Raw genomic sequence first — 12,535 nt, forward strand, 5'->3', positions numbered from 1 at the left:
GCCGGCGGCCGCCGCCCGCGCCGCCGCGCGTCCCGACCTTTGCCGGGCCATGCCCATTCTTTTTTCTGCCCTACCCCCCCTGCTCGGCGGCACGCTGTTACTCGCGCCCGCCCTGGATGCTGAGGTAGCCACGCTGCTGCTTGACAGCCGCCGCGTGGGTCTCACGGCGGGGGCCGTGTTCTTCGCCCTGCGCGGCCCCAACCACGACGGCCACCACCACTTGGCGGCGCTGTATGCCAAGGGCGTGCGGCTGTTCGTGGTCGCCTACCCCCCCGCCAGCCTGGAAGCGTTCGCGGGCGCGGGCTTCGTGCTGGTGCCGGATACTCTGGTGGCCTTGCAGACGCTGGCGGCGCGGCACCGGGCGGCGTTCGCGGGGCCGGTGTGGGCCATCACGGGCTCCAACGGCAAGACCATCGTAAAGGAATGGCTGGCCCAGTTGCTGGCCCCCGATGAGGACATCTGCCGCTCGCCCAAGAGCTACAACTCGCAGGTGGGCGTGCCGCTGAGCGTGTGGGAGCTGGCCCCCGGCCGCCACACGCTGGGCATCTTCGAGGCCGGCATCTCGGAGCGCGGCGAGATGCAGCGGCTGGCCGATATTATCCGGCCCACGCACGGCATTTTCACGACCCTCGGCACGGCCCACGACGCGGGTTTTGCTTCGGAAAATGAAAAGTTGGGCGAGAAGCTGCAACTCTTTGAATTGTCCGGCTTCGAGCTGCTGGTGTATTGCGCCGACCAGCCGGCCGTGGCCGCCGCCGTGCAGGCCCGCGCCCTGCCCGCCCTGGCCTGGACGCGCCGCGACGCGCCCGGCGCGAGCCTGCGCTTTCGGCTCAAAGCCACCCCGGCCGGCACCACCATCGTGCGCGTGCGGCTCGGCGACGCGGCCGCCACCGCCCACTTTCCGGCCGGGCACCTGGCCGGCCGGGCCGCCGCGCGCTTCACGCTGCCCTTCGCCGATGAGCCGTCGGTGGAGAACGCGCTGCACTGCCTGGCCGTGCTGCTGTGGCGGCAATTGAGCCCCGCCACCGCCCTGGCCCCGGCCGAAATCCAGCGCCGCCTGCTGCGCCTGCACCCGGTGGCCATGCGCCTCGAAATGAAGGCCGGCCGCCACGGCTGCTACCTCCTCGACGACACCTATAATAACGACCTCGCCGGCCTCTCGCTGGCCCTCGATGCGCTGAGCCGCCAGGCCCGCCCCGGCGGCCGCACCCTCATCCTCAGCGACGTGCTCGAATCGGGCCTCAGCGGCGCGGAGCTGTATGCCCGCGTGGCGGCCCTGGTGCGCGCCCACGGCGTGACGCGGCTCATTGGGGTAGGGGAGGAGTTGAGTTATGAGTTAAGAGTTAAGAGTGAAGAGTTAAAAGTTGGAAGTTATAAAGCAGAAATAAGCGGCCAGACTGAGTTCAATCAAAAACTCTTCACTCTCAACTCTCAACTCTTAACTAAAACCTACCCCACCACCGAGGCCCTGTTAGCCGACTTGCGGCCGGGTGATTTTCAGAACGAAACCATCCTTATTAAAGGAGCGCGGCGCTTCGGCTTTGAGCGCGTGGTGGCGGCCTTGCAGCAGGCGCAGCACGGCACAGTGCTGGAGGTGAACCTCGACGCGCTGACGCACAACTTGCAGTACTACCGCCAGCAGCTGCGGCCGGGTACTAAATTGATGGTGATGGTCAAGGCGTTTGCCTACGGCAGCGGCTCGTATGAAGTGGCCAGCCTGCTCGAATTTCAGCGGGCCGACTACCTGGCCGTGGCCTACGCCGACGAAGGCCAGCAGCTGCGTGACAACGGCATCAGCCTGCCCATCATGGTGTTGAACCCCGGCCCCGACAGCTTCGGCCAGCTGCGGCGCTACCGCCTGGAGCCCGAAATCTACTCCCTGGAGCGCCTGCGCGACTATCTGCAAGCCGCCCGCGAAGCTGCCCAGGACGAAGCCGGCTCCCTACCCCCCCTGCACCTCAAGCTCGACACCGGGATGCGCCGCCTGGGCTTTTCGGAGGAAGAATTGCCTGAATTATTGGCCCTGCTGGCGGCCCACCGCGCCGCCCTGCCGGTGGCCGGCATCATGACCCACCTGGCCGCCGCCGATGACCCGGCCCACGACGATTTTACCCGCGGGCAGCTCGCCACTTTCGGGCGCATGGCCGCCGCCATTGAAGAAGTGCTGGGCTATTCGGCTATCAAGCACGTGCTCAATTCGGCGGGCATCCGGCGCTTTCCGGAAGCGCAGCTCGACATGGTGCGCCTCGGCGTGGGCCTCTACGGCGTGGAGGCCGGGGCCGAGGACGCGCGCAATCTGCGGCCCGTAAGCACCTTGAAAACCACCATCTCCCAGATAAAAACCCTACCCCCCGGCACCACCGTGGGCTACGGCCGCCGGGGCGCGGCCACCGCCCACGAGCGCCGGGTGGCCACGCTGGCCATCGGCTACGCCGACGGCTACGACCGGCGCTTCAGCAGCGGCGGGGGCATCGTGTTGCTGCACGGCCGCCGCGCGCCGGTGGTGGGCTCGGTGTGCATGGATATGGTGATGGTGGACGTGACCGACGTGCCCGAGGCCCGGCCCGGCGACGTGGCCATCGTCTTCGGCGAGGGGCTGGGCATCACCGAGCTGGCCGCCCGCATTGGCACCATTCCCTACGAGCTGCTCACCAACGTGAGCGAGCGCGTGAAGCGCGTGTTCGTGAGCGAATAGCTACTGGTACTTTTTTTGCGTGCGGGGCACTTGCGCGCTTGAGAGGGGGTAGGCGGATGCGGTTAGCCGGCTCCTGAATAAATTTGTATGGGTATTACCGTTTCCCACCTAGCTAAGCATCCTATTTGCCCTTTATAATGATTACTGTTCGAACTATTTTTTACGGGTTTTTAGTCCTGTTATTGACTTTTGCCTTGCCTGGCCACGGCGCTGGCCGCCCGCCCGGAACGCCCCTCGACGGCTATTGGAAAGGGCCGCTGAAGCTGCCTGGTGGCCAGCTCGAAGTTATTTTTCGCCTGGTGAAGCTCAGCAGCGGCGACTACTTCGCCACCCTCGACGTGCCCATGCAAAAGGTGAGCCGCCTGGCCGTGACGGTGACGACGCGCGCCGATACGGTCGTGTTTTTATCGGCTGAGGCAGACTGTCGCTTCACCGGCCGCATGCTGGTCGATGGCACCCAGCTGCAAGGCACCTGGCAGCAGCCGGGCTTTAATGCGCCGCTTACTTTGGTGCACAGCGCCTTGCCCACCGTGGCCGCCGGGGCCAAAGTGCGCCTCACGCCGCCCTACCGCGAAGAAAACGTGACGCTGGACAACCAGGTGGCCAACGCGCGCCTGGCGGGCATGCTCACGGTGCCGGCCGGGCCGGGGCCGTTTCCGGCCGTGGTGCTGCTCAGCGACGCGGGCTCGCAGGACCGCAACGGGACCGTGGGCGATTTTGGGCCAATGGGCTGGCTGGCCGATTACCTCACCCGGCGGGGGGTAGCGGTGCTGCGCTTCGACGACCGGGGCGTGGGGGAATCGACCGGCGCGGCGGCCACCACTACGGCGGCGCTGGTGAGCGACGCGCAGGCGGCGCTCAACTTTTTACGCACCCGCCCCGAACTCGACCAAAGCCACGTGGGGCTGATTGGCCACGGCGAGGGCGGCAACGTGGCCCTGCTGGCTGCCGCGCAGCTCCAGCCGCCCGCATTCGTAATTGGGCTGGCCCCCTACGGCCTGCCGGGTGCCGAAATTGCCCTGCACCGGCAGGAAGCCACGCTGGTCAGCATGCAGACTATGCCGGGCCAGCTGGCCGCCACCATCAAGCGCCAGCAGGCGATAATCGACGTGATTCGGCAAACGATTAACAACAGCCAGGCGCGGATTATCGTGGCCAATAATCTACGCAAAGACAACCCCGTGCTCGACGAGGCAACCATCCAGGCACGGGCCACCGAGATGGTATCGACCAGCTACCGCTCCCTTTTATCGTTCGAACCGTCTGCGGGAATTGCGACCGTTACCTGCCCCGTGCTGCTCCTCTACGGCAGCGCCGACCAGACCCTCAACGTGGATGCCAACCTGGCCGCGCTCACCAAAGCGCTGAAAACTGACAAGGCCGTTACGACGCGCAAGCTGCCGGGTGTCAATCATTTGTTTCAGCCCGACCCCGAGCAGTGGCCCATCGTGAGCGGCCAGTCGCAACCCAATTTCTCGCCGGCTGCCGAAGAGACTATCCGCGCCTGGATAATGGCCCAGGTCGGCAAGTAGCCAACATTGTCGCACCGCGCACGTATAAATATGCTCTTTCACGGCCACCATTGGCCTTCATGCTCTTCTTACCCCTCATGACCAAAGTAACCTACCCGCTGCTCGCAGCTGTTTTGCTGCTCGCCAGCTGCAATAACCTTAAAAAATCGGACGAAAAAACCACCCTCGGCGATGCTACCGCCGACACCGCCGTGGTAGCCCGCACCGGGGCCACCGTGGGCGAGGTTGCCAGCAACGCCGCCACCTCGGTCGATAGCGCGGCCAGCAAAGCTGGCAGCGCCGTTAGCGATGCCTTCGACGTGACCAAGGCCAAGTTGGCCGATGTGAAGCTGCCGGAAGTAAACCTGTCGGGGGTGACAGTGCGCGGCAACGAAAACTACCAGATTTATGGGGTAGATGAAAAAGTGCTGTTCGACACTGGCAAAGCCGTGGTTAAGCCCACCGCTGCTGAAGCTTTAAAGCAAATCAGCGCTTCCATCAACAAACGCTACTCTGGCAAGGACGTGCGCGTGCTTGGTTTTACCGATTCGCGCGGCGACAAAAGCTACAACCGTGACCTGAGTAAGCAGCGCGCCGAGGCCGTCAAAAACTACCTCGTCGCGACCGATAAAATGGCCGCCGACCACCTTAGCACCGAGGCATTTGGCGAAACCCAGCCCGTAGCCAGCAACGCTACCCCCAGCGGTCGCCAGGAAAACCGCCGCGTCGAAATAGCCGTGCGCATCAAATAAGAATCACGGATTACGCGGATTTCACGGATTTTGTGGACGGCGTTGGCCGCGCGCTACTACATCCATTTGGTGCTTGATGAAGTTGAAGCTAACGTAAAAAGGCCACCCGGTTGGGTGGCCTTTTTACGTTAGCAGGACGTTCACAAAATCCGTGAAATCCGCTAAAATCAGCGTAATCAGTGATTCTTATTTGTACGCATCCACCTCGGCGCGCATCATGGCATTGAAGCGCGAGCCATTGTTGGCGAGCGTTACCAGGTTCCAGCCCCGGCCGATGGCATAGCTCCAGGTGCGGCTGTCCTTAAACTCGAACGTAGGGCGCAGAATCTGGCCGTAGGGCGTATAGTTGTCCATGAAGTTGGTGGTGTAGAACTTGTCGCCGCTCACAATCCACTCCATTGCCACGTAGAAGCCTTCTTCCGGTGCCATCAGGTTGTAGGGCGATAAATCGACCGTAAACCACTCGCCGCCGCGCGCCGCCGATACGATAACGCTCTCCGTGAGCATGTCCTCGTTGGGAGCATTATAGTTACCGTTGGCTTTGTAAATCCGCACCCGGAAGGGCTCGCGCGGGAAGCCATTTTCGCCAATGTAGAATGACACCGAACGAATGGCACCCAGCTTCTTCGACTTCTCGTTTTTGCACATAAACGCGTACTGACTGCCGGGCATGCCCTGAATCATGCCCGCGCCCGGCGAGTTGGAGTGCGCACCCAGCGTCAGGGGACGCACTTTGCTGGCCTCAATCTGCACGTTGGACAGCGCAATAGCCTGCCGGGGCAGCTGCAGAATAACTTCCTCCATGTTGGTGCCGCGCTTCACAAATAAGGCCGTTCGCTTGTAGCCCAGCGCCATCACGATAATCGAGTCTTCGGTCACCTTGGTGGGCATGGCCAGCTGAAAATAGCCATATTCGTTGGTGAGAGCACCGGTCTGTTCTTCCCGCAGGTTAATGGAAGCGAAAGGAATAGGGTCCTGCGTCTTTTCATCCACTATGCGGCCCGTAATGCGGCCCTCCTGCTGCGCCCAGCTGAGTGCAGGCCACAAGTTTGCGGCTAATAAAAGTACTAGTAAACGCTTAAGCATAGAGAAAAGGAAAATGGATAAAACTCCGGTTTACAAATTTAATCGCCAGCATGTGTATGCAAGGCGGAAAGAATAAAAATTTTAATTCAAATTTGAAACAAGCCCATTAAATAATTGAAAATGAGCAAATAATAATAAAAAGCAAAAAAAACTATCAGCTTTTAAAAAACGAACAGCGCTAGTAATCGTCACTAACTAAAAATAATTTAAATGGTATTTTTATAATAATAATTGGTATCAATAAGCTGGCTCATTCACTGAGATTGCCTCTCAACTTTAAGGCCAAGCTTGTGAATGATGGCTGCCCTGCTTCGACCGACTAATGCCAGCAAAGCAGGGCAATTATTACTAGGTTAATTCACGCGTTAATTCAATTGAATGCAACACTACTTAGTTAGTATTAAAAATAAATAAGAAAGTAATAATCTTCACTAGTAATAAGTTGCTAGCGCATAGCTGTTAGCGATAATTCACCTTCTAAAACCACTTACTAATTTCCCGTTTTTCAGCCGCTACGAGCTACTTATCACGGCTATTCTGGATAAGCGACGCGCTTATTTAATCATGTCAACTTCGGCCTTAATCATGGCATTGTAGTGCTGGCCGGCCGACGTGGCCATCGTGAGCAGCGTCCAGCCCTTGCCGATGCTGAAGTTCCAGGTGCGGCTTTCCTTGAATTCGAAGGTGGGGCGCATAATCTGGCCGTAGGGCGTGTAGCTCTCGTCCATGAAGTTGGTATTGAAGAACTTATCGCCGCTCACAATCCATTCCATCGCCACGAAGAAGCCTTCTTCCGGCGCCACCACGTTGTAGGGCGTCAGGTCCACGGTGTACCACTGGCCGCCCTGGGGGGCCGACACTACCACGTTGTCGGTGAGAATGTCCGTGCTGGGCGCGTTGTAGTTGCCGTCGGCCTTGTAGAGGCGCACGCGGAAGGGTTCGCGCGGGAAGCCATTTTCGCCGATGTAGAACGATACCGAGCGGATATTGCCCAGGCGCTTATTCTTGTCATTCTTCACAAAAAAGGCGCATTGGCTACCGGGTTGGCCTTGCATCAGGCCCTCGCTGGGGCGGTTGGCAGTGGCACCCAGGCCCAGGTTTTTGACCTTGCCGCCCTTCACTACTACGGCTTGCAGGGCGATGGCCCGGCGGCTCACCTCCAGCACCATATTAGCCATTGGCTTGCCCCGCTGCACCGCGATGGCTAGGTGCTCATAACCCAGCGCCATCACAATGAGCGAGTCGGTTTCGCCTTTTGATGGCCCAGGCAGTTGAAACACCCCAAACTCATTGCTGAGGGCACCGGTCTGCTCTTCTTTCAGGCTGAGCGAAGTGAAGGGCAACGGCTCTTTGGTGGCCTTGTCGATGATTTTGCCGGCGAGCATGGTGGCAGCCGGCGAGGCAGCGGTTTGCGCTTGTGCGACCCCGCTAGTAGTGCATAAAAATAATGCAAAATAAAGTAGGCGTTTTAACATTTGTAGGTAGAATTTAGACTGACTAATGCAAAAATAGGTGGAAATTTTAAAGTGCCAACCATGTTCAGTTAGCTTGTTTTAGCTATCGCAGATACATACCAAAAAATGCCGATTGATTACAACTTATCCGGTGCTTTCGGGCAAAAAAGAGGGGATAGGGAATAGCCGCGCCAACCAAACGCTCGTATCTTTGTTTGAACTAAATCTAAATAACCTCAGTCCTTCGCCCGTGGCCTTCTTTCGTCGTTCCGCTGCTCCCGTGGTTGCTTCGCAGCCGGCTCCTGCTCGCCGCACCGCCAACGACCTGAAGCGGGGCGAAACTGCCACCGTGTGCTGCCTCAAAGACCCACAAATGGCCCTGAAACTGCTCGAAATGGGCTGCATTCCGGGCACGCAGGTGCGCCTGGTGGGCCGCGCGCCCCTCGGCGACCCGCTGATGCTGGTGCTGGGCGACGAGGAATACACGCTGTCGCTGCGCGTGAGCGAGGCGCTAACTATTCAGCTGAAGGATTAACTAAGAGCTTTTTACGCTATGGCGGGTGCTACGCAGCATGCGCGGCCGGTAGTGCCGCAACCCGGTGCCGGAAACGTCGCCCCCAGCCCGGAGCGCCTACCCCGCCTGGCCCTCATCGGCAACCCCAACTCGGGCAAAACGTCGCTTTTCAACCAGCTCACGGGCCTCAACCAGAAAGTGGGAAATTTCCCCGGCGTGACGGTGGACCGCAAAACTGGCATTGCGCAGCTGGGCGGGCAGCGCCGGGCCGAGGTGGTGGACCTGCCCGGCACGTACTCGCTCTACCCCAAGAGCCTCGATGAGCGCGTGATTGCTGATTTGCTCTATAATCCGCTCTCGGCCGACTACCCCGATTTTGTGGTGGTGACGGTGGATGCCAGCAACCTGCGCCGCAGCCTGCTGCTGTTTTCGCAGCTCGCCGACTTGGGCCTACCCGCCATTCTGGCCCTGAACATGACCGACGTGGCCGCCGAGCGCGGCATTCAGCTGGATGTGGTGACGCTGGAGCGTGAGCTGGGCGTGCCCGTGGTGCCTATGAACGCCCGCAAGGGGGTAGGGCTGGCGGCGCTGCGCATTCTGATGGCCGACCGCCTGGCCGCCGCGCCGCCGGCCGGCCGCTTTTGGCAGCCCGAGGCCGCGCTGCGGCCAATGCTGGCCGAAATCCGGGCGCATTTCGACCTGCCCAACGACTACTTGGCGCTGCACTACGCGCACCAGTTTCGGCAGCTGCACTTTTTGGGCGAGGCCGACCGCGACTATTTGCAGGAGCTGACTGAGCGCTACGAGTTTGACTCGACGGCCCAGCAGGCGGCCGAAACGGTGGGCCGCTACGCCCACATCAACGAGCTGCTGCTGGAGGTGGTGACCGTGACGCGCACCGAGCGCCGCGAGCCGGCCTCCAATCGCATCGATAAGGTGCTGACGCACCGCGTGTTTGGCTACGTTATTTTTCTGGCTATTCTATTTCTGCTGTTTCAGGCCATTTTTGCCTGGGCGCAGTACCCGATGGACTGGATTGACCAGGGCATCACGGCGCTGAGCGCGGCCATTCAGGCGCGGTTTCACGGGCCGCTGGTGCGGCTGCTCACCGAGGGCGTGATTGCCGGCCTGGGCGGCGTGCTGATTTTTATTCCGCAGATTGCCTTGCTCTTCGCCTTTCTGGCGGTGCTGGAGGAAACGGGCTATATGGCCCGCGTTACTTTCCTCATGGACAAGCTGATGCGACCATTCGGGCTGAGCGGCAAGAGCGTGGTGCCGCTCATTTCGGGGCTGGCTTGTGCAGTGCCAGCTATCATGGGCGCGCGCACCATCGAGAGCTGGAAGGACCGGATGCTGACCATTTTCGTGACGCCGCTTATGTCGTGCTCGGCGCGCATCCCGGTTTATACCGTGCTGGTGGCGCTAGTGGTGCCCGACGAGTCGTGGCTGGGCATTTTCAACATGCGCGGCTTGGTGCTGATGGGCCTTTATCTGCTGGGCCTGGGCTCGGCGCTGCTCTCGGCGCTGGCGCTGAAGGTGGTGCTCAAGGCCCGCGAGCGCAGCTATTTTATCATGGAATTTCCGGTATATCGCTGGCCGCGCTGGAAAAATGTGGGCCTGACCATCGTGGAAAAGGTCAGGACCTTCGTGACGCAGGCCGGCAAAGTGATTATCGCCATCTCGGTGCTGCTCTGGGTGTTGGCCAGCTATGGCCCCGGCCAGCGCCAGAACCAGGCCGCCGCGCAGGTGCAGCAGCAGGCCGCCGCCCAGCATTGGCCCGCCGCCGAAGCCGAGCGCCGCGAAGCCTCGGCCCGCCTCGAAACCTCTTACGCCGGGGCCTTTGGGCACGTCATCGAGCCGGCCATCCGGCCGCTGGGCTTCGACTGGAAAATCGGTATCGCGCTGCTTACCTCCTTCGCCGCCCGCGAGGTATTTGTGGGCACCATGAGCACCATCTACAGCGTGGGCCAGGATGCTGACCTCGGCACGGTGCAACAGAAGCTGGCCACTGAAAAAGACGCGCAGGGCCGGCCTTTTTTCACGCCGGTGCGGGCGCTGTCGCTGCTGGTGTTCTACGTGTTTGCCATGCAGTGCATGAGCACGCTGGCCGTGACGTATCGCGAAACCAAAAGCTGGCGCTGGCCCCTGGGTCAGCTCGTGTACATGACCGGCCTGGCCTACGTGGCCTCGCTGTTTGTGTGGCAGGTTTGGGGTAGCTAAAAATGGGTCGTAAAACGTTTAGTAACTGATATTACGCAACGGGGAGTAGCGCGAACTTTGTAGTTCGCGTCTCCGCGCCGCTATACTGGCTTTAACGGCGCAGGGACGCGAACTACAAAGTTCGCGCTACTCCCCGTTGCCAACCCTAAAACGCACTACTACTTACAGCAAACCCGCGCCGCCCGAATCCGCGAAATCCGCGCCATCTGCTTAATCCGCGATTAATGACCACCTACGAAACCCTGCTGCGCCTCGCTTTCCGCACGCCCGCCGACCAGGCGCACTACCTCACGCCGGCTACGCTGGCCGCCTACCCCACCTTTGAACAGGCAACGCCGCGCGAGCAGCCTTTTCGGTTTGAGCAGTGGCGCTTGGGCGTGGCGACCAGCCTGCTGCGTCTGCTTAGCGACCTAGGCGACCACGACGAGGCCCGCCGCGCCGCCGATGTGCTGCACCGCGCCCTCAACACGGCCCAGTCGCCGCCGGATATCGACCAGCAGATTGGCAAAGAAAACAAGCTGTTTGAGCAGATTTATACCAACCTCTACGTCAATGACGAGGGCGAGGCGCTGCTCGACCTTTTTGCCCGCACCCTCGACGCCGACGCGCCTGACCTGCTCGCCCAGGTGCAGCAGGAAGCCGTGGACCTGGCCCGCGACCTGGACTTCGACCGGCCCGACAACGAGTAGGGTGCGGGGCTTGCCCCCGCCCGTCGTTGAACGAACCCGGCGTGAACTGTTCAACGACGGGCGGAGACAAGCCCCGCACCCTACTTCGGCAGGAAATAAAAAAGGACCCGCGCCACCGGCGCGGGTCCTTCTTATGGATGGCCCGGCTGCTACTGACTAGTAGCCGGGGTTTTGAACCAGATTCGTGTTGGTGTTGATTTCCTGGTAGGGAATTGGCATTATTTCAATGGGGTCGTTCGCGTTAATGGCCGGAATGTTATTGGCCGGGTCGGCGGCGGCTATTATGCCATTTGTCCGCTTCAGGTCGTAGAGCCGGAAGCCTTCGAAGGCCAGCTCCAGCTGCCGTTCCAGCAGCACATCACTGAGCGCAGCCCCGGTGATGGGGGTAGCCCGCGAGCGCTGCCGCACCAGGTTAATGTCCGCATCGCCCGATTTGCCAGCCCGAATATCGCATTCGGCCCGGATGAGATACATCTCGGCCAGGCGAATGAGGGGAATATCCTGGCCGTAGGTGCGCCACTTAATGGTGCGCAGCTGCCCCGCCCGGTTATTGCCGTCGCTCAGGTAAATGAGCTTCTTGGTTTGCAGGATGGGGAGATAATCAGTGCCGCGCACGTCGGGGCCAGTCGGTGGGCCATAGAGCGCCGCAAAGCTGCTGTCCACCTGCACATCGCTACGGCCATACAGGATGCCCTGGTCGCCGGTAGGGCTATAGCCGGCGAAGAACGTGGCCAGGCCGCTGTTGGCGGTGCCGGCATTGTTCTGGTCGTTTTGCTGAATCTCAAACAGGCTTTCGGCGCTGTTGCGGTTGGCAAACACGGCCCCCAGCGTGCCGGCCAGCGACGCACCGCTGTTGGTAATCACATCGTTGGCGGCGGCGCGGGCGGCCAGGAAGTTGCCCTGCTGCAAATACACGCGCGCCAGCAGCGCCTCGGCCGAGTACGAGGAGGCGCGGGTGACGTTGAGCGCGGGCAGGCCTTTTATGGCTGCCTGCAAGTCGCTCACTACCTGCGCATACACCTGCTCCACGGTGGCGCGGGCCGGCGTGTTGTTGGCCTGGGCAATGTCGTTGTTCGCGCTCAGGTTGAGGGGCACGCCCGGCTGATTGTTGCCGCCGCCCGGCTGGTACTGCTGGGCATACAGGCGCACCAGCTCGAAGTACATAGCCGCCCGGATAAAGTGCATCTCACCCCGGAACTGCTGGCGCTGGGCGGTGTCGCTCACCACGGCCAGGTTGGCCAGCACCAGGTTGGTCTGGTTGATATTGGCGTAGGCCGCGCGCCAGATTTCCAGCGCGTTGCTGATGCGCGAATTCTGATTATGGTAGGCCAGCTGCGCGTAGTTCTGAAACGAACCCTGCCAGGTGATGTAGCCATCGCCGGCCATCAGCTCGGGCACCAGAATGAGGTCCGTGCCGTAGAGGTTGGAATTGTCGAGCTGCGCGTAGCAGCCAACAACGGCCGCGCCCACCTTCTGCGACGTGTTGAAGGCGGTGGAAAGGTCAATGCTCTGCTGCGGCGCGATGTCGAGCGCGTCCTTGCACGCCGCCAGGCTCAGGCCGAGCGTCAGCGCCAAGGCTGATTTAACAAGAATATTTTTCATAAGTAGCGACTG

Annotated in this window: 9 protein-coding genes; 6 read left to right on the top strand and 3 right to left on the bottom strand. The window is 61.0% G+C overall.

Going from position 1 to position 12,535, the window contains the following annotated elements:
• Positions 1-49 precede the first annotated feature (49 nt).
• The 3 genes from A0257_16990 to A0257_17000 all read left to right on the top strand — a co-directional run bounded on the left by A0257_16990 (position 50) and on the right by A0257_17000 (position 4,958).
• Complete coding sequence (locus A0257_16990) at positions 50-2,695, top strand: bifunctional UDP-N-acetylmuramoyl-tripeptide:D-alanyl-D-alanine ligase/alanine racemase (GenBank protein ID AMR29819.1); 2,646 nt, start codon at positions 50-52, stop codon at positions 2,693-2,695.
• Positions 2,696-2,877: 182 nt separating this feature from the next.
• A complete protein-coding gene (locus A0257_16995) occupies positions 2,878-4,227 on the top strand; it encodes a hypothetical protein (GenBank protein ID AMR28626.1) in 1,350 nt (449 codons plus the stop codon).
• 50 nt (positions 4,228-4,277) lie between these two features.
• Entirely contained in the window at positions 4,278-4,958 is a 681-nt protein-coding gene (locus tag A0257_17000) for a hypothetical protein (GenBank protein AMR28627.1), read from the top strand.
• Positions 4,959-5,144: 186 nt separating this feature from the next.
• On the opposite strand, the gene A0257_17005 is transcribed toward A0257_17000, so the two are convergent.
• Complete coding sequence (locus tag A0257_17005) at positions 5,145-6,005, bottom strand: hypothetical protein (GenBank protein ID AMR28628.1); 861 nt, start codon at positions 6,003-6,005, stop codon at positions 5,145-5,147.
• Between the two features lie 593 nt (positions 6,006-6,598).
• The gene (locus A0257_17010; GenBank protein ID AMR28629.1) at positions 6,599-7,519 is read right to left on the bottom strand and encodes a hypothetical protein; all 921 of its coding nucleotides are present in this window, start codon (positions 7,517-7,519) and stop codon (positions 6,599-6,601) included.
• Positions 7,520-7,778: 259 nt separating this feature from the next.
• On the opposite strand from A0257_17010, the gene A0257_17015 reads away from it, so the two are divergent.
• The 3 genes from A0257_17015 to A0257_17025 all read left to right on the top strand — a co-directional run bounded on the left by A0257_17015 (position 7,779) and on the right by A0257_17025 (position 10,921).
• Positions 7,779-8,033 (top strand): iron transporter, encoded by a 255-nt coding sequence (locus tag A0257_17015; protein AMR28630.1) that lies wholly within the window; start codon positions 7,779-7,781, stop codon positions 8,031-8,033.
• 51 nt (positions 8,034-8,084) lie between these two features.
• Positions 8,085-10,232 (top strand): ferrous iron transporter B, encoded by a 2,148-nt coding sequence (locus A0257_17020; protein ID AMR29820.1) that lies wholly within the window; start codon positions 8,085-8,087, stop codon positions 10,230-10,232.
• A 224-nt stretch (positions 10,233-10,456) separates the two neighbouring features.
• Positions 10,457-10,921: a hypothetical protein gene (locus A0257_17025; GenBank protein ID AMR28631.1), complete on the top strand. Its 465-nt coding sequence runs from the start codon at positions 10,457-10,459 to the stop codon at positions 10,919-10,921.
• A 156-nt stretch (positions 10,922-11,077) separates the two neighbouring features.
• Here the strand turns inward: A0257_17025 and A0257_17030 are convergent, their stop codons facing one another.
• Positions 11,078-12,523, bottom strand: coding sequence for a hypothetical protein (locus A0257_17030; GenBank protein ID AMR28632.1), 1,446 nt, complete (start codon positions 12,521-12,523; stop codon positions 11,078-11,080).
• Positions 12,524-12,535: the final 12 nt, after the last annotated feature.

This window comes from Hymenobacter psoromatis, assembly GCA_001596155.1.
Taxonomy (GTDB): Bacteria; Bacteroidota; Bacteroidia; order Cytophagales; family Hymenobacteraceae; genus Hymenobacter.